The sequence below is a fragment of the Gordonia aurantiaca genome (assembly GCF_039939235.1).
Lineage (GTDB): Bacteria > Actinomycetota > Actinomycetes > Mycobacteriales > Mycobacteriaceae > Gordonia.
In genome coordinates this window covers 153,511-173,565 of sequence record NZ_JBDUUF010000011.1, presented here as the reverse complement: position 1 = coordinate 173,565, position 20,055 = coordinate 153,511, and the positions used below count along the sequence as shown (strand labels likewise).

Sequence of the window (20,055 nt, the reverse complement as noted above, 5' to 3'; positions counted from 1 at the left end):
GACACCACCCGATCCCCACACCACACCGCCACCGAACCCCACGACACACCCACACACCCAGCCACCAACGAACCCACCGAACACCCACCCCAACCAAAACCCACAACCTCACCACGCGACCATGCCTCGACCGTGCCGCGCATCGTGGCGGGCATCGGATCGAGGGCGGCGACCGGCGTGGTGGGGTCGTCGGCGACGGCGTCGAGGATGGCGCGCAGCGTCTCACCGACCACGTCGACGACCGCGGCGTCGATCGCGGTGAGGTCGGCCTTGACGACGAGGGACAGTTCATCGCCGGCGGGCGACGCGATGAGCGCGAGCGGGTAGTGGGTGGCGTCGGAGGTGGCGACGCCGCGGATCTCCAGGCCGGAGTTCCGGGATCCGTCCATCACCGCGGCGGCGTCGACCGGGTACGACTCGTAGACGACAAGGGTGTCGAAGAGCGCGGAATGCCTTGTCTCGCCGATGATCTCGCCGAGACCGAGGTACTGATGGTCGACGAGACGACCCCGTGCGCGATGGAGGGTGGTGACGAGGTCGGCCAGGGGCGTCGCCGCCTCGACGTCGGCGATCACCGGCACGGTGTTGATGAACAGGCCGATCATGGTGTCTGCGCCGTCGAGGTCGGCGGGTCGGCCCGACACGGTCTCGCCGAAGACGACGCGCTGTTCACCGGTGAGCCGTGACAGGACGATCGCCCATGCGGCGTGCAGGACGGTGCCCATGGTGCTGCCGAGTTCCCGGACCCGTCGCTCCAGTGCATCGCGGGTGGCGGCATCGATTTGGATGATGGTCTCGTGGGGCCGGCGCTCCCCCGGTTCGGCACGTGCCGAGTGGTGGGGTGCGACGAGTGTGGGTGAGACGTCGGCGAGTTCGGCGCGCCACGCGGCGTGTGCGGCGTCTCGGTCGCGGGCGTCGAGCCACGCGAGGTAGGACTCCATGTCCGAGGCGGGCGTGATCGCCGGTCGACCGAGGTGGGCGGCGAGCAGGTCGGCGACGACGATCGGTCCGGACCATCCGTCGAGGATGATGTGGTGCGCCGTGATCACGAGGGTGTACGCGGGACCGTGGGCGCCGCGGTGGGAGACGGCGGTGAAGCGGATCTGTCGTGGCTGTGCCAGGTCGAAAGGCCTGGTCCGGTCCTGTTCGGCGAGTTCGGCGACCCGGTCGGCGGCGGCCTCGGGTCCCTCGCCCGTCAGATCGACACCGCGGAAGTCGGGATCGGCGACCGCCGGGTGATCGGCGGGCGGGATGACCACCACCGGCGTGCCGGACGCGGTGCGGGTGAAGGCCGACCGCAGGACCCGTTGGCGCACGAGGAGCTCCCGGACCGCGGGTAGCAGCGCCTCGGGGTCGTGGTCGCCGGCGAACTCGATGACCGACTGGGTGACATAGGGGTCACCTGCCGTGCTCGCGGCCGCACGTTCGGCTTCGTAGAACAGTCCCTGCTGCAGCGGTGTCGCGGGCCAGATCGTCACCGCCGGGCGCGGCCTCCCGGTGAGGTGTGCACAGTAACGGTCGACGAGGGTGTCGATCTCCGGCTGGGTCAGTCCGCCGCCGATGACGTCGGTCTCGCTGGGGCCGGGATCGCCGAGTGCGTCGACGAGCCCGACCAGTGCGGTGAGGGCGGTCTCCCACCGGACGGCGAGCGCGGCGAGATCGGCCCCCGACAGGATCGCCTCCGGTGCGGTGAGCCCGAGCCGCAGCCGGCGTCCGTGCGGCGTCGCCACGGTGCCGACGGTGACGGTGAGCGCGGCGGGCGCGACCATGTCGCCGCGCACCGAGGGCGGCAGGAACGGCGCATCGGCGACGGGCAGGAATTCGGTTGCGCCGTGGCCGGACTCATCACCGTGCGCCGTGAGTGCGCCGAGATAGTTGACGGTGACGGGCGGCAGCGGCACCCCGGCCAGCGGCGAGGAGTCCCGCATCCAGCGGAGGGGTCCGAAGGCGATGCCGTTGTCGGGCGTGCGCGCCTGTCGGTCCTTCAGCGCCTTCACGACACGGGTGAGTTCGCGTCCGTTCACCTCGCCCTCCGCGCTCACGTCGACGGCAACGGGAACGAACGAGGTGAACCATCCGACGGTCTCGCTGAGGTCGGCGCCCGGGGCGATGTGTTCCTCGCGTCCGTGGTTCTCCATGAGCAGCGAGACGGCGTCCGCGGTGAATCCGAGACGGTTGCGGCTCGGCCCGGCTGCGATGGCGGCGACGACCGCGGCGGCGAGGACGGTGTCGGCGCGGGCGCCGAAGGCCTCCGTGACGCGCCCGAGCACCGCCTCGGTGTGGGTGGCGCCGACCGTGTGGGTGTGCGACACCGTCGTCGCGAAGGTGTCGCGCCCGCGGTCCCGCACGTCCTCCCGGACGGCGCCGAGTTGTTCTCTCCACCAGTCGATCTCTTCTTCGCGACCGGCCAGTCCGGCGAGGACCCCGGCCCATCGGCGGAACGACGTTCCGGTGGCGGCCAGGCGCGGTTCGTCACCGCTGCGGTGTTGCCACCAGGCGCGCCCGAGGCCGGAGATGATCGTCGGCCACGACACCGCGTCCACACCCAGGTGATGGACGGCGAGGACCAGGCGTCCGACGGTGTGGGGCGAGGCGGTGTGCGGCCCGGACGTGAGGCGCACACCCACCGCGGCGACGAGGCGACCGTCGGCGGGAGACATCGCGGCGAGCGCACGGCGATGCGCATCGCGCACCGCGTCGTCGAGATCGGTGTCCGTGATCCCGGCGCTGAGGGTTCGTTCCACGATTGCGACCGTGACGTCGTCGGGATTCCCGTCGGCGGCGGTGACCGTGGCGTTGCCGTCCGCATCGACGCGCAGCGTGGCGGTGAGCATCGGGTGCGCGGCGGCGAGCGCGCGGATCACCGCGCGCAGGCCGCTCTCGTCGACGTCGGCGGGCAGGGTGAGCACCGTGGCCTGGGAGAAATCCGCGATGTGCTCGGGATCGTCGGCGAGGTCGAGCATCCACGAGACGCCCGGGGTGAGGGCGACTGCTCCGGTGCCGCCGCCGGGCATTTCATCTAGGACGGCGGCCGGTTCGTGGTGGGCAAGGGCGGCGAGGTCGCGGATCGACCCGGCGGCGAAGACGTCTCGCGGGGTGAGGGTGAACCCGGCGGCGCGCAGCATGGAGGTCAGCCGGATCGACGCGATGGAGTCGCCGCCGAGGGCGAAGAACGACTCGGTCATCGACACCTGCTCCGTGCCGAGGACCGCGGCCACGATCTCGGCGACCACGCGCTCGGCCTCGGTGGCCGGCGCGGCGTCGGCGTCGTGCGGTCCGAGCGTGTCGAAACGCGGTGCGGGCAGCGACCTCCGGTCGAGCTTGCCGGCGCTGCTCAGCGGCGCTTGCGTGAGGGTCACCCACAGCGAGGGGCGCATGTAGGCGGGCAGCGCGTCGGTCACCGCCTGCCGTGCACGCTCGAGTGCCTTCTCCGCGTCGGGTCCGATGAGGTAGCCGACGAGATGGTCGGCGCCGCCCGGCGCGCGGACCAGCGAGACGGCGGCCTGCCGGACGCCGTCCACCCCGGCGAGGACCGCCTCGATCTCACCGGGTTCGATCCGCTGGCCGCGCAGTTTGACCTGGAAGTCGCTGCGACCCCGGTACTCCAACTCGCCGTCCCGATTCCGGCGGACCAGATCGCCGGTGCGGTAGAGCCGGGTGCCGTGGCCGTACGGATCGGCGATGAACCGCTCCGCGGTGAGGTCGCTGCGCCCGGCGTACCCGCGCGCGACCTGCACGCCGCCGAGGTAGAGCTCGCCGACGACACCGGCCGGCACCGGACGCAACCGGGCATCGAGGACATGGGTCTCGGTGTTCCACACCGGACGTCCGATCGGCACGATGTCCCGACTCCCGTCAAGGGTGGCCGACGTGACCTCGACCGCCGCCTCGGTGGGGCCGAACAGGTTGTGTACCCGCACATGCGGCAGCGTCTCGCGCACGGCGTCGACCGTCGCCGGGGGCAATGCCTCGCCCGAGCAGTACAGGTGCCGCAGGCTCGGCAGCGCGCGACCGGCCGCCGGTGTGTCCCGGAGCGTCTCGACGAAGACGGCGAGCAGCGACGGGACGAAGTGCACCGTGGTCACGTGCTCGGCGTCGATGAGGTGCGCAAGCGCGTGCGGGTCGAGGTGCGCGTCGTCGTCCGCGACCACCAATCGCGCACCGGTGAGGAACGGGGTGAAGAGTTCGGGCACCGAGACGTCAAAGGTGACCGGGGTCTTGAGCATCACCGCGTCGTCGGGCCCGATTCCGAATTCGTCGATGCCCCAGCGCAATCGGTTGAGGACTGCGCGGTGACTCACGGTCACGCCCTTGGGACGTCCGGTCGAACCCGAGGTGAACAGCGTGTAGGCGGCGTTGTCGGGCCGCAGTGGCGCACGACGGTCGGAGTCGGTCACGGACGGTGTGTCGAGGTCGACCGGACCGGTGGAGTCCACGATCAGCACGCGGTCGACGAGGCCCGCGACCGAGTCGGCGACACCGCCTGCACCGGCGTCGGCGGCGACCATCCCGATCGTCGCGGCCGCGGTGTCGAGCATGTGCCGCACGCGGTCTGCCGGGGTCCCCGGGGCGACCGGGACGTACTGTGCGCCGGCGGCGACGACGGCGTGGATCGCGAGGACGAGCTCCACCGATCGCGGGATGCAGACGACGACGCCGTTCTCCGGACCGGCGCCGGCCGCCACGAGCGCGCGGGCGAGCACCGCGACGCGTGCGGCGAACTCCCGGTGGCTCAGCGACCGGTCCCCACTACGGATCGCGACGGCGTCCGGTGCGACCTGCCGTCCGGTGAGGATCGCGTCGGCCAGTGTCTCGGGGGGCAACTGCACGGACCGGCCGGTGGCGAGGCGGCGCTGGATCCCCGCCTCCGTGCCGGTGAGGATCGGGATGTCGGCGACCGGGATGTCGGGGTCGGCGGCGATGGCGGCCAGGATGGACACCAGCGCGGCGGCGAGGGTCTCGGCGGTGGCCGCCTCGAACAACGCCTCGGCGTAGGTGACCGTTCCCGTCAGCGCTCCGTCGGGTTCCTCCCGAACCCCGATGGTGAGGTCGAACTTCGCTGTGGTGTCGTCGAATTCGACGAACTCGGCACCGAGATCGCCCATCGCCGCGCGGGTGGTGAGCGAGGCGGCGCCGGTCGTGTGGACGAGCATCACCTGGGCCAGGGGTTCGGCGTTGTCCAACCGCGGCGGGTCGACGGCGTCGACGACGCGCTCGAACGGGACGTCGGCGTGGTCGAAGGCGGCGAGGTCGGCCGAGGTCACCCGGTCGAGGAGCGCGGCGGCGGTCAGGTGCGGGTCGATGTCGACGCGCAGGACGAGGGTGTTGACGAACATGCCGACGAGCTCGTCGAGTTCGGCTCGGCCGCGGCCTGCGACCGGCGTGGCGACGGCGATCTCGGCGGTCCCGGTCACTCTGGACAGGGTGGCGGCGACGGCGGCGTGGACGACCATGAACAGGGTCGCGCGCCGGTCTGCCGCGCGGCGGCGCAATTGACCCACCACCGGGGCGGGCAGCGACCATCGTGTGGTCGCGGCCCGTGAATCCGGGACCGGCCCGCGCGGGTGGTCGAACGGCAGCGGCAACACGTCCGGGAGACCCCGCAGGGTGTCTACCCAGTACGACAGCTGGCGCGCCATCTCCGACGACGGGTCGGCCGGCTCGCCGAGTCGGGCGCGTTGCCACAGGGCGTAGTCGGCGTATTGCAGTGGCAGCGGCGACCAGTCCGGCGCCCGCCCCGACCTTCGGGCACCGTATGCCTCGGCGAGTTCGCGGGCCAGGACCGGGGCGGATTCGCCGTCGGCGGCGATGTGGTGCAGTCCGATCACGAGGACGTGCTCGGTGTCGGAGGTGGTGAGCACCCGCGCGCGAATCGGGAGGTCGCGCGTGACGTCGAACGGCGTCGAGATGGTGGTGACGATCTCCTCGTCGAGCACGTCGTCGGGCATCCCGGCGATCGTGGTGTGCCCCAACGGGACCAGGTCGGGATGCGGGTCGAGGATGAGCTGGTACGGCTCGGCCGGACCGTCCTGCCCGGTATCGGCCGGATGAATCGTCCGCAACACCTCGTGCCGCTCGACGACGTCGTTGATCGCCGCGTGCATCGCGTCGACGTCGACCCGGCCGTGCAGGCGCACGACGATGGGGATCACGTAGGCGGCCGACTCCGGCTCGTACTGGTTGAGGAACCACATCCGACGCTGCGCGTACGACAGCGGGATGCGCGCGGGACGGTCCTGCGCGGCGAGCGCGGGACCCGCTGGGGTGGAGACGTTCCCGGCGGCGTCGAGCGCGTCCGCGAGGGCCTCGACCGTCGGGGCGTCGAACAGGGTCCGGACGCCGAGGTCCACACCGAGTCGCGCGCCGATCCTCGCTGCGACCCGGGTGGCCGACAGCGAGGTGCCGCCGAGGTCGAAGAACGAGTCGAGAGCCGAGACGCCGGGCCCGTCCCCGGTCAGGCCGAGGACCTCGGCGTAGACGGCGGCGACCGCGCGTTCGGTGTCGGTACGCGGTTCGACGTACTCGGCGCCGGTGAACTCGGGGCGGGGCAGGGCGGCGCGGTCGAGCTTCCCGGTCGCGGCGAGCGGGATCTCCTCGATCGGCACGATCGCCGTCGGCACCATGTGCGCCGGCAGATGCCGCGCCGCGTGGGCGGCGAGTTCTCGTGGGTCGGGCGCAGTTCCGTCGACGCCGCGCACCCAGGCGACGAGAACGGTCTCGCCCGACGTCGGGTGGGTGATCCCGGCGCTGGTCGCGAAGTCCACCGCGGGATGCCCGGTCAACACCGTGTCGATCTCGCCGAGTTCGATGCGGAAGCCGCGGATCTTGACCTGGAAGTCGGTGCGTCCGAGGAACTCGAGATCCCATCGTCCGTTGCACAGACGGGGCCGGGCCAGGTCTCCGGTGCGGTACATCCGCTCCCCCGGCGCTCCGAACGGCGCGGCCACGAATCGTTCGGCGGTCAGACCCGGTTGCCCGAGGTAGCCCACGGCGACGGCCGGCCCGAGCAGATACAGCTCACCGGCGACGCCGGGTGGAACCGGGTGCAGGCGCGGATCGAGCACGGCCACCGTGACACCGGCTATCGGGCCGCCGATGGTGACCGGCGCGTCCGGGCGCAACGGCTCGGATGCGGTCGACCAGATGGTCGCCTCGGTCGGGCCGTACAGGTTGAGCATCGTGCGCCCGGCCGCCCATGTGCGGACGAGCTCCGGCGAGCAGGTGTCTCCCGCCACGCAGACGACCTCGAGGTCGGGGTAGGCCGCGGCGGGGACGGTGGCCAGCGCGGTCGGGGTGATGGTGGCGTGCGTGACCGCCTCGTCGACGAGGATCGCCGCGAGCTCCTGTCCGCCGGTGATCCCGGGAGGCACCACGACGAGGGTGGAGGCCTCGGCCACCGCGACGAGCGTCTCGAAGACCGATGCGTCGAATCCCGGTGCGGCGAACCGGAGTACGCGAGACCGCGGGGATAGCCGGAACCTCGCACCTGCGTCGGTGACCAGGTCGGCGAGTCCGCGGTGCGTGACGGCCACCCCCTTCGGCAGTCCGGTGGATCCCGAGGTGAAGATGACGTAGGCGGTGTCGTCAACCCGGATCGAGGGTGAGCGCGCGCCGACCGTCGGTTCGGCCGACTCCGGTGGCGTGAGCAGGTCGTCGATCCCGAACCAGGAGACGGAATCCACCTCGGCCGGCGCGTCCTCCCGGGCGACTAGTCCGACGGTCGCGCCCAGTGTGTCGACCATGTACCGGATGCGTTCGGCCGGTTGGGCGGGATCGACGAGCCCGATCCCGGCACCCGTGCGCGCGATCGCCCAGAAACCGATCACCGCGTCGACCGAGCGCGGTGCAGCCAGGGCGACGACGCTGCCCGGCCCCGCCCCGCGCCGGCGCAGCGCGGCGGCCACCCGACTCGACGCCTCGTCGAGTTCGGCGTAGGTCAGGGCGCGCAGCCCGTCGGTCACCGCGGTGTTGTCGGGGTGCCGAGACACCGCATCCCGGAGCAGGTCCGGCAGGGTACGGGGGTCCCGCGCCAGTGCGGGTGCCGTCATGACCGCGTGTTCCGCGTCGGCCGGTCCGGTCGGCAGATCCCCGATCGGGGTGGCCGGCGCGTCCACGACGGCCCGCGCGATGCCCACCATCCGCTGCGCGAGGGCTTCGACCGTGGGGGTGTCGAACAGCGCTGTCGCATAGGTGATCACCACTGCGGTGTCGGCGTCGCGTGGGCGTCCCGGCGGGTCGATGACGGTCACCTGCAGGTCGGTCTTGGCGGTGGTGACCGGCGTCTCGAGTTCGGCGACGACGAGTCCCGGCAGTTCGACCGTCGGCCGGTCGGTGTTCTGGAAGGCCAGGGCGACCTGGAAGAGCGGCGGGTGTGCGGTGCTGCGGGCGGTGACGATCTCCTCGACGACCGTCTCGAAGGGGAGGTCGGCGTGGTCGAGGGCCTCGACGTCGACGTCCCGGCATGTCTCGAGGGCGGTGACGAACCCGGCGTCGCGCCGTAACCGGGTGCGGAGCGCGAGGGTGTTGACGAACATGCCGATGAGGCCGTCGAGGTCGCGTTCCCCCCGGCCGTCCACCGGCGTGCCGATGACGACGTCGTCGCCCGCTCCGGACCGCAGGAGCGTGACCGCGAGCAGCGCGTGGACGCACATGAACATCGTGGCGCCGTGCCGGTCGGCGAGGTCGCGCAGGCGCGCCCAGGTCTCCCCGTCGATCATCGTGGACAGTTCGGCACCGCGATCGTCGCGGACCGCGTCTCGCGGACGGTCGAGCGGTAGTTCGATCAGCTCCGGCGCACCGGCCAGTTGCGCCTTCCACCAGTCGATCTGGCGCGCGGCGAGCGTGTCCGGGTCGGCGGGATCGCCGAGGACCTCGTGATGCCGGACCGCGTAGTCGACGTACTGGACCGGCAGGGGCTCCCAGTCCGGTGCGTGCCCCTCCACCCGCGCCTGGTGGGCGCGCACGAAGTCGGTGATGAGGGGCCCGAGCGACCCGCCGTCGCCGATGATGTGGTGGATGACCATGACCAGGAGCCACTCGTCGTCGGCGATCCGGATCAGGCGGGCGCGGACCGGCGACTGTCGTTCGAGATCGAAACCGCGCGTGACGATGTCGGTGACGGCGCTCGCAACGGTGGACTCGCCGGACGCACGCAGGTCGACGGGCGGGTCCACCCGCACGTCGTGGCGCACGCCGCTGCCGGGCGGGTCGATGACCTGTTCGGGGACCCCGTCGTCGGCCACGAACCGGGTGCGGAGCGTCTCGTGGCGGGCGATCAGATCGTCGAGGGCCGTGGCGACGGCCCCGGGATCGAGTGCGCCGGGGGCGTCGGGCTTCTCACGCAGGCGCAGGACCGCCGGGATCAGGTAGGCCGCACCCCCGGGATCGAGCTTCTCGAGGAACCAGATGCGCCGCTGTGCCGGTGAGAGCGGCAGCGGTCCGTTGCGATCGACGGGGCGCAGCGGCGGCCGGCGCCGTGTCGCCTCCTCCGCGTCCGCCCCGGCGAGGCGTCGGTCGATGATCGCGGCGAGGCCGCGCACGGTCGGGTCGGAGAAGAGGTCGCGCGCGGAGACCGCGGTGTCGAAGATCTCCGCGGCGCGTGCGGCGACGCGGGCTGCGGTCAGCGAGTTGCCGCCGAGGTCGAACAGGGAGGCGGTGACCCCGATCTCGTCGATGCCGAGTATCTCGCCGACGATCCCGGCGAGGGTGGCCTCGGTGGGGGTCGCGGGCGGCACGTCCGCCGGGGCGTCCTCGACGACGTCCGGGACGGGCAGCCGGTCCCGGTCGAGCTTGCCGTTGACCGTCAGCGGCAGTGCGTCGAGGGTGACGAACAGCGTCGGGACCATGTACTCCGGCAGCGCTTGCGCGAGTCGCGAACGCAGGGTCGCATCGTCCGGGAGTCGGTGGGCCACGGTGGGCACGAGGTAGCCGACGAGGTGCTCGGTGTCGCCGCGCATGCGGATGGCCGCTCCGGCGGCGTCGACGCCGTCGAGGGCGGACATCGCGGACTCGACCTCGCCGAGTTCGATGCGGAATCCACGCAGCTTGACCTGCCCGTCCCGACGGCCGACGAACTCGATCGATCCGTTGCGGACGATGCCGATGTCGCCGGTGCGGTACATGCGGGAGCCGGGCGGGCCGAACGGGTCCGCCACATAGCGGGTGGCGGTCTGGCCATGCCGGTTGAGGAACCCTCGGGTGACCTGCAGGCCGGACACGTACAGTTCGCCGGGGACTCCGTCGGGCACCGGCGCGAGTCGTGCGTCGAGCACGTGCACCCGGGACCCGAGCAGCGGTGTGCCGATGTCGGATGCCGTTGCGGCATAGACGAATCCACGGGTGAGTTCACGCCGCGTCATGTAGACAGTCGTCTCCGTCGGCCCGTACATGTTGTTCAGCTGGGGCCCCGGGACGTCGGCGCCCGGGCGCGTCGGCGACCCGTCCGCTGCGCGGTCGGCCTGCCACTTCCGGACGTGCTCGTAGTCGAGCAGCTCGCCTGAGAAGTGCAGTCGCCGAAGGCGTTCCGGAAGCGCTCGACCGTGCGGCGGACGCACCGCGGCCGCGAACTGATAGAACGACGACGGTGTGAAATTGGCGATCGTGACACCCTCGCGAGCGAACACGTCGACCACGTCGTCGGGTGCGCGGGTGGTCGCGTGGTCGAGGACCACGAGTCGTCCACCGGCGACGAGCGCGGCCCAGATCTCCCCCACCGAGACGTCGAAGGCGTACGAGTGGAACATCGACCAGACGTCGTCGTAGGTGCTGTCGACGAGGATGTCGAGCGCGACGAGCAGCGACACCACGTTGTCGTGGGTGACCACGACGCCCTTGGGGACGCCCGTCGAGCCGGAGGTGTACATGACGTAGGCGGCGCCACGGGGATGGACCCGATCCGGGAGCGGAGGCGCCGGCCGGTCCTCGGCCCACGCGAGCAGGTCGTCGGCGGTCAGGGTGCGGGCGGAGATCTCCGACGACGCGGACCAGGTGTCCACCGTCTCGGCGTCGGCGAGGATGAGGACCGGCTCCGCGTCGTCGAGGATGGTACGCAGGCGCGTGACCGGGTGGGTGCGGTCCAGCGGCAGGTAGGACGCGCCGGTCTTGAGGACCGCGAGGAGCGCGACGACGAGGTCCGCGGTGCGCGGCATCGCCACGCCGACAAGTGTTTCCGGGGCGGCGCCGGCGGCGGCGAGCGCACGGGCGAGACGATCGGTGCGCGCGTCGAGGTCCCGATAGGAGATCGCGGTCCCGCCGAGGTCGGTCAGTGCGATCGCGTCCCCGCGACGGCGCGCCGCCACCCGGAACAGGCCCGGCAGCGACTCGAGGTCGCCGGTGCCGAGGATGTCGTCGATGCGTCGGTCGAGGTCGGTGAGGACGGTCCGCGCGGCGGCGGCGAGCGCGGCCGGAGCACCGCCGGTCCGCGGCAGCAGTGCGGTCACCGTCGCGCGCACCGCGGTACCGGGATCGACGCCCCGGTCCGCGAGGGTCGTCGCCGCGGCGGCGGCCCGGCGGTGGAGATCACGGAAGGTCACCGGTCCGGCGGCGCCCGTCATCGCCTCGGCCTCCGGGGCGTGCGCCGCCGCGAGGGCGAGGCGGCGGAGCGCGGACGGTTGGGAGATCGGTCCCGCCGAGGTGCGCCCCGGAACGTTGCGCGGAACCGAGGTACCCGACGTCACGCGGGTTCCACCCGGTTGCGTGTGCCGCCGTCGGCGGAGTCCGGGACCGGTGATTGCAGGACGCGCACGGCAGAGTCCCGGATACAGGCGAGAACCTCGTCGAGGGTCCGGTCGGCGTCGGCGAGCAGGGTCGTGACCGCCACCGCGAGCGCTTCCCCGGGATCCGCGTCGGGCATCGAGATCGCCATCGCGACCGAGGTCGCCTCCAGGTCGGCGAACGTGATCGCCGCGGCGCCCGGGATGCCTATCTCCGTCTCCGGGCTGCTCGCCGCCACCTGCGACACGAGTTCGTGCAGCGGTCGGTGGTCGGGTTCCGTCCCGGACGCCCCGGCGGACTCGTCGGCGGACCAGATCGTCAGGTCTCCCACCGGTGTGGACGGATGGGCGGCGATGTCGGAGAGCAGTGCCTCGTACCGGTGCGCGAGCCGCTCGGCCCCTGCGGCGTCGAACAGGTCGGTGTCGTAGGCGATCTGGCCGCCGAGCGCACCGTCCCGATCCACCCCGTCGAGATCCGTCGGGTAAACCATGATCTCGAGGTCGACCTTCGCCGGGAACGTGGCCGGCGGCCGCACCCGGACGGTGAGACCGTCGAGCCGCAGATCGGGGAGCTCGAGGTTCTGGTACGAGAGCATCACCGAGAACAAGGGATTCTGCTCTCCCCGGCGTGCAGGGCCGACGCCTGCTCGGGCGAGATGTTCGACGATCTGCTCGAACGCCACCTCGGCGTGCGCGAGGTCGGCGATGTCCTCGGTACGTACCCGACGCAGCAACTCGTCGAAGGGTTCGTCGATCCGGACGTGGGTGCGCAGCGGCACCGTGGTCACGAGCATGCCGACCATGTCGGACAGCGCCGGGTCGTCGCGCCCGGCATACGGGGTGCCGATCACGATGTCGTCCCGACCGGACAGGCGTGCGACGAGCACCGCGAGCGCCGCGTGCAGGACCACGAACTGGGTCGTGTTGTGCACGCGCGCCAGGTGATTCAGGACTCCGGCGGCCTCCGGCGGCACCGCCCACCCGGTGAGGCCGCCGACATGGCGCGGCTGGGCCGGGCGTGGCCGGTCGGTCGGGATCGACGCGGGTTCGCGGACGGTCCCGAGTCGCCGTTCCCAGTAGGTCAGCTGGTGCCGCTCCTCGGTGTTGCCGTCGGGGCGTCGGGCCGACAGCCGTTCGGCCCGCCAGAGCGCATAGTCGGCGAACTGCACCCGTGTCCGCTCGACCATCCGGGACCAGCGGCCGGTCTCCCCGGTGATCCGGGCACGGTAGGCGGTGGTGAGGTCGCGTGCCAGCGGCCACAGCGACCCCCCGTCGGCGTTGATGTGGTGCACCGCGAAGACCAGCACGTGCCGGTCGGCGGCGAGGCGCAGGATGGCGGCCCGGGTCGCCACGGATCCGGTCAGGTCGAATCCCGGTTCGACCACCTTGGCGATCTCGGCGTCGACGAGGTCTTCGGTGGTGTCGACGACCGGTACGTGGAAGTCGCGGACCGCCGTCGCCGGCGGCACGATGAGCTGCACCGGGGTCCCCTCGTGCAGCGGATACCGCGTGCGCAGCGACTCGTGCCGCACGATGACGTCCCCGAGTGCGCCGACGAGCGCCGGGATGTCCAGCGGACCGTCGAGTTCGAGGGTGAGACCCACGTTGTAGGCCGACGACGACGGATCGATCTGGTTGAGCGCCCACAACCCGCGCTGCGTGCCGGTCAGTTCGACGATCTGGGAGCGGTCGCGGGGCGTCAGCATCCGCCCGGTGCCGGTGGCGTCGACGCTGTTGAGGGCCGCGACGAAACTCGCCACCGTCGGGTTCTCGAAGAGCAGCGACAGCGGTACCCGCCGGTCGATGTGCTGCTCGAGGCGGTGCGTCACCTTGGTCGCCGACAACGAGCTGCCGCCGAGTTCGAAGAAGCCGTCGTGCACGCTGACGGTCCGGAGACCGAGGACCTCGGCGAAGATCTGCGCCACCGCGGCCTCGAGCCTGCTTCGGGGGGCCACATATTCGCGGGCCGGCGAGATGTCGACCGTCGGCAGGGCGCGCCGGTCGATCTTGCCGGTGCGGGTGACCGGCAGCTCGTCGAGCACTCGGACGGTGCTCGGGACCATGTGGGTCGGTAGATGAGCCACCGCGTGGTCGACGATCTGTTCGGGCGCCGGGGCGCGTCCCGGCACGCCGGTCACGTACGACACGAGCACGGTGTCTCCGTTGGGTGTCGACACCCCGACCGTGACCGCGTTCTCGACGTCGGGATGCTCGACGAGCACCGCGTCGACCTCACCCGGTTCGACCCGCATGCCGCGGATCTTGATCTGGAAGTCGTTGCGCCCGTGATAGATCAGCTCGCCGTTCGGAGTCACCGACACGAGATCGCCGGTGCGGTACATCCGCGCGCCGACGTCGAACGGATCGGCCACGAACCGGCTCGCGGACAGATCCGGCCGTCCGTGATAGCCACGTCCGAGCGCGCGGCCCGCCAGATACAGTTCGCCGACGACGCCCGCGGGAACCGGCCGCAGGTTCATGTCGAGCACCCTCGCGCCGATGCCGGAGATGGGTCGGCCGATGGTGACCGGCCGTCCGGCGCGCACAGGCTCCGACGCGGTGACCCACACCGTCGTCTCCGCGGGGCCGTAGCAGTTCACCAATGGGTGACCTACCTCGTCCCACCGGGCGGCGAGTTCTGCCGGGCACTCCTCACCGGCGGTCACCATCACCTCGAGGCCGGTGAGACGCTCGGGGTCGACGGTGGCCAGCGCGGTGGGCGTCGCGACCGCGTGGGTCACCCGGCGCCGGATCATGAGTGACTCCAGATCGGGGCCGGCGAACACGTCGGGCGGAGCCACCACGAGTTCGGCGCCCGCGCACACGGCGAGGAGGATCTCGTAGACCACCACGTCGAATCCCGGTGCGGCGAGCTGCAGGACGCGCGACCGCGGGGTGACCCCGAGGATCTCGTGCTGTTCGGCGACGAGTTCGGCAAGGCCCGCGTGGGTGACGACCACCGCCTTCGGACGACCGGTGGACCCGGAGGTGAATTGCAGGTAGGCGGCGTCGTCGACGAGCAGCGGACGGGTGCGGTCGGCGTCGGTGAGTGCATGGGCGCCGCTGCCGACGATGTTCAGTTCGACCTCGAGGTCGTCGAGCACCCACTGCTCGACCGAACCGTTCTCCCCCGCACCGGACACTGCCCCGTCGCCACCGGCGTCGCGGTCGTCGCCGATCACTGTTCCGACCGTGATCAGCAGTGCGGCATCGCAATCGGACAACATCGAGGCGCGTCGCGCCGCGGGCAGCCGCGGATCGAGCACGGCGAACGCGGCGCCACTCATCGCGATGCCGAGGATCGTCAGCACCATCAGCGACGAACGCGGCATGCACACCGCGACGACGTCGCCGGGGCCCAGACCGCGGGCGGCGACGGCGCGTGCGATCTGATTGGCCGCCGCCGCGAGGTCTGCCCAGGTCAGCACGTCCTCTTCGGTGCTCAGCGCGGTCGTGGTCGGGTCCGCGAGCGTGAAGCCCCGAGCGAGCAGTTCGGGCAGGGTCGCCTCCGGCACGCGACCGGTGCGGGGCACGGCGACCTCGCGGAGCACCTCCGGTTCGACGACGTCGATCGAGGCCAGCACCCGGTCGGGTCCGGACACCATCTGCGACAGCACCCTACGGAGCCGGTCGGCCATCGAGCGGACCGTATTCGGGTCGAACAGGTCGGTGGCGTAGGAGAATTCGACGGCGTAGTCGTCGGCGCGCTCGGTCACCGAAACGGTGACGTCGTACTTGGCGGCGGGTATCCGGGCGTCGAGGATCTCCGCCGATCCCGCCCAGCGTGAGAGCTCGGCGAGCTGATCGGGTTGCACGGTGAGCGCGACCTGGAACAGCGGCGAGTGCGACGGCGAGCGCTGGGGTGCGACGGCGTCGACCACGCGCTCGAAGGGGACGTCGGCGTGGCTCATCGCGCGGGCGCACCGGCGATGGGAGCCGGTGACGAGGTCGCGGACGGTCTCGGCCGGTCGCAGGCGGGTGCGCAGGACCACGGTGTTCACGAACATCCCGACGAGGTCGAGGACCGCCGGGTCGTCGCGTCCGGCGACCGCGGTGCCGATGCTGACGTCGTCGGTCGCGGCGAGCCGGCCGAGGGTCAGTGCCAGCGCGGACTGGAAGACCGCGAATGGCGTGACCCCCAGATCTGCGGCCAACGCGCGGATTCCGGCGGTGAGCTGTGGATCAAGGTCGATGTCGAGATGGTCTCCCGCACTGGAGATCACGCGGGGCCGGGGCCGGTCGGTGGGCAACTGCAGGGCTTCGGGCGCACCCTCGAGTTCGGTGCGCCAGAAGTCGAGCCCCTCTTCCAGTGCCGGTGACGGATGGTCCGGCGGGCCCAGGGTATCCGCCCGTTCGAGCGCGACGTCGGCGTACTGCAGGGGCAGCGGCGGCAGCTGCGGATCGCGGCCGGCGCGGCGGCTGTCATACGCCGTCATGAGGTCGTGCAGGAGCGGGCGCAACGACTGGCCGTCGGCGGCGATGTGGTGCAGCACGAGGACCACCACGTCTCCGCCGCGATCCCCGGTGATGAGGCGGTATCGGAACGGGATCTCCTCGGTGAGGTCGAAGCCCGCTCCGGTGATCGCCTCGATCGCCGCGTCGAGCGGGCCGAAGAGGCGGAGCGGCTCGGCCGCGAGCCGGTCGGCGGCCGTCACGGTATCGAGGATGCGCTGCTCGGGTTCGCCGTCGGCGCCGGGGAAGACGGTGCGCAGGATCTCGTGACGGTCGAGGACGTCGACCACCGCGCGGTGCAGGACCCCGGGATCGACCGGGTGGTTCATCCGCAGTGCGCCCGACATGTTGTAGCTGGGATCCTCCGGCGCCATCCGGTTGATGAACCACAGCCGGGTCTGGGCCTGCGACAACGGGATTCGTTCCGGCCTCGGACGTGTCGCGAGGCGTGCGGCGCCGGTCGCGTCGCCGACGAGGGTCGCGCGGGACGCGAGATCGGCGAGGTCACGGCTGTCGAAGACATCGGTGAGCGCGATGGACAGGCCGTGGTCGACGCGCGCGCGGGACACCAGGCGGGCGGCCAGCAACGAGTCGGCGCCGAGTGAGAACAGGTTGTCGGCGATACTCACCTCATCGCGTCCGAGGGCCTCCGCGACCAGTCCGGCGAGGATCTTCTCCGCCGGCGTGCGGGCCCGGCGGAACTCCACCCGATCAGCGGACAGGTCCGGGACCGGCAGTGCCGCGGTGTCGAGTTTGCCTGAGCGGGTGGTCGGGAACGACTCGACGAACACCACCCCGACCGGCACCATGTGTCCGGGCAGGCGGCGCCGGCAGAACGCGCGGACGGTCTCGGCGTCGATCCGGCGCTCGGCGGCGTCTGCTGATTCTCCGGTGACCGAACGGGTTCGGAGATAGGCCACCAGCACCGGACCCGGCCCCAGATCACGTCGCGCGAGCACCGCCACGGCCTCGACGCCGGGCATCGATGCGAGAGTCGACTCCACCTCACCCAGCTCGACCCGCTGGCCGCGGATCTTGACCTGGTGGTCGGTGCGACCGAGGTATTCGAGTTCGCCGTCGGCGGTCCACCGCACCAGGTCCCCGGTGCGGTACATCCGGGCACCGTCCGCACCGAGCGGATCGGCGACGAAGCGGGACGCGGTCTGGACGGGCGCCGCGTGGTAGCCGATCGCGAGCTGCGGTCCGACGAGGCACAGTTCGCCGGCGACGCCGACCGGCACCGGACGCAGATGGCGGTCGAGAACGCGCACCGAGGTGCCGGCGACCGGACGGCCGATGGGGACGACGTCCTCGTCTGCCGTCACCCGGTGTGAGGTGACGTCGATCGCCGCCTCGGTGGGGCCGTAGAGGTTCACCAGTTCCGCGCTCGACCCACGCAGCAGTCGTCGGGCGAGCTGCGCGGACAGCGCCTCCCCGGAGGTGAACACGCGGCGCACGGAATCGGGCAGCGCGGTCGCGGTCTCGTCGCCGGACCGGGTCACGACGTCGAGGTAGGCGTCGAGCATCGACGGCACGAAGTGCAGCACCGTGACACCGGCGGAGGCGATCAGCACGCGTAGGTACTCGGGGTCCCGGTGGCCACCGGGTTCGGCGATCACCATGCGGGCGCCGGTCCGCAAGGGCCACAACAGCTCCCACACGGAGACGTCGAAGGTGGCCGGGGTCTTGTACAGCACCGCGTCGGAGTCGGTGAGGGGGTGGTCGCGCTGCATCCACGCCAGGCGGTGGCCGAGGGCGGCGTGATCGATCTCGACCCCCTTGGGCACGCCCGTCGATCCCGACGTGAAGATGATGTACGCGGGCTGGTGCGGCAGGAGCGCACCCCCCGACATCCGATCGCCGAGGGCGGTCACCACGGCGCGCACGTCGTCCATGCCGGCCGGGCGGCCCGACCCGGCGCCGAGCGCCCCGGACGACCCCGCGCCGAGCGCCCCGGACGACCCCGCGCCGAGCGCCCCGGACGCCCCCGCGCGGTACGCCTCGACGAACTCCGCGTCTATCGCGAACCTCGGGGTCACGATCCCGGTCACCGCGGAGCGCCGGTGCTCGGGTTCGCTCGGGTCGACCGGGACGTACGCGGCGCCGAGCGCCATGACCGCGTGGATCGCGCACACCTGTTCCCACGAGCGGTCGAGCGCGACGACTACCCGGTCCCCGGTGGTGACACCCCGGGAGGCCAGCAGGTCAGCCATCCGCGCGATGGCGCGCGCGGTCTCGAAGTAGGTCATCGTCGTCTGCCCGGCCACCAGGGCCGGCGCGTCCGGCGTCGAGGCCACCCGGCGCAGGAAAGGTGCCAGCACGTGTTCGTCTGCGACACCGTGCGCCGGTCCGCCGTCCCCGAACTGCCGGAGTGTGCCCGACTCGCCGGGCAGCAGCAGATCCAGATCGGTCACCGGCCGGTCCGGATCGGTCACGAACTGGTCCAGCACGTGCAGCAGGCGCCGGCGGTGGGTTCGCAGCTCATGGTCGTCGTACAGCCCGTTGTTGGCGTGCAGTGCGACCTCGAGGGGTGCGTGCGGACCGGCGGCGACGACGTTCAGTGCCAGGTCCTCGATGATCCCGGCGGACAGGACGTGGTAGTCGACCCGGGCGCCCTCGACCGTGATCGGCCGGTCGAAGAAGAGAAGGTTCACCAACGGGCCGAAGGCCGTGCCGGCGGTGTCGCCGAATCCGGCCGCGGCACGGATGTCCTCGGAGCGGTAGCGCTGATGTCGCAGGCCGGCCGTGATCTCGGCGGTGACGGCGCCGGCGACGTCGCGGCAGCTCGCGGTGCCCACGCCGTCGACCCGCAGCGGCAGCATGTTCGACACCATGCCGACGGAGTTCTTGATGCGCGCGGTGGTCCGCGCCGTGACCGGAAGACTCAGGACGATGTCGTCGCCGCCGGACATCCGGGCCAGAAATGCCGCGAAGGCCGCGGTCAGAACCGCGGCCGGCGAGGCGTCGAGCTCGCGGGCACATCGATGCAACCCGGCCGCGAGACCGGCGTCGAGCATCCCCGCCGCGACCACGGTGTCGTGGTTCATACCGGTCAGCGCCGGATGGGTTGCGAGCGTGACGCGTTCGGGAAGGCCGGCCGCACGCTCGGCCCAGAACTCGCGGTCCTTCTCGAAGCGGGTGCTCTGCCGGTACGCCGCGTCGTCGGCCACCACCTCGGCCAGAGTCGCCCGGCGCGGTGCCGAATGATCGACCCCGGAGACCGCCGCGTTGTAGCGCGCAACCGCCTCGTGCAGGCACATCAGGGCGCCATAGCCGTCGAATGCGATGTGATGCCCGCGCATGTACCAGAAGGTCCGGTTGTCGGCGACGCGGAGGAACGCGCCGATCGCGACGGGGCCCGCGCGGAGGTCGACCGGACGCCGGTGATCGGCGCGCATCCATGCGGTCGCCGCCGGGATCGGGTCGGGTTCACCGCGGAAGTCGACCTCGATGACGTCGAACGGCGCAGAGAAGTCCACGTACTGCATCGGGACGCCGTCCACCTCGGTGAACCGGGTGTAGGCGGTCTCGAAATCGCGCGCCCCTTCGATGACCCCGCGACGGAACAGCTCACGATCGAACGGGCGGCCGTCGTCGACGATGTCGAGATAGTGGGCGACCGTGATCGAGTGGGATTCGTCGAGGCTCTCGGCGAACCACATGGCTCGCTGGGCGGCGGTGAGTTCGAGCAGCTCGACATCCGTCGTGCCGCCGTGTTCTCCCCCGCGCCCTGACCCGTTCCCGACCGACGGGATGCCCGCTTCGTTGCGGGTTGCGTTGTCTACCATGCTTGGTCCGACAGTGGTTTCGGCGAAATATGCGTCCGACGACGCTGCTGACTCCACCCCCGAAGCGTTCGTCGAACAGCCACGAATCATACGCTTCACATCAC

At 71.7% G+C, this 20,055-nt stretch carries 2 protein-coding genes; both read right to left on the bottom strand.

Annotated elements, in window-relative coordinates; genetic code table 11:
- A partial coding sequence (locus tag ABFT43_RS19425) for an amino acid adenylation domain-containing protein (protein ID WP_347961926.1) occupies positions 1-11,675 on the bottom strand: 11,675 nt, incomplete at its 3' end.
- On the bottom strand, positions 11,672-19,951 hold the full coding sequence (locus ABFT43_RS19420; RefSeq protein WP_347961925.1) for an amino acid adenylation domain-containing protein: 8,280 nt from the start codon (positions 19,949-19,951) through the stop codon (positions 11,672-11,674). The genes ABFT43_RS19420 and ABFT43_RS19425, both read right to left, overlap by 4 nt.
- Positions 19,952-20,055: the final 104 nt, after the last annotated feature.

Coding starts and splice junctions, on each gene's coding strand:
- ABFT43_RS19420 (WP_347961925.1), bottom strand. CDS start 19,951: ATGGTAGACAACGCAACCCGCAACGAAGCGGGCATCCCGTCGGTCGGG.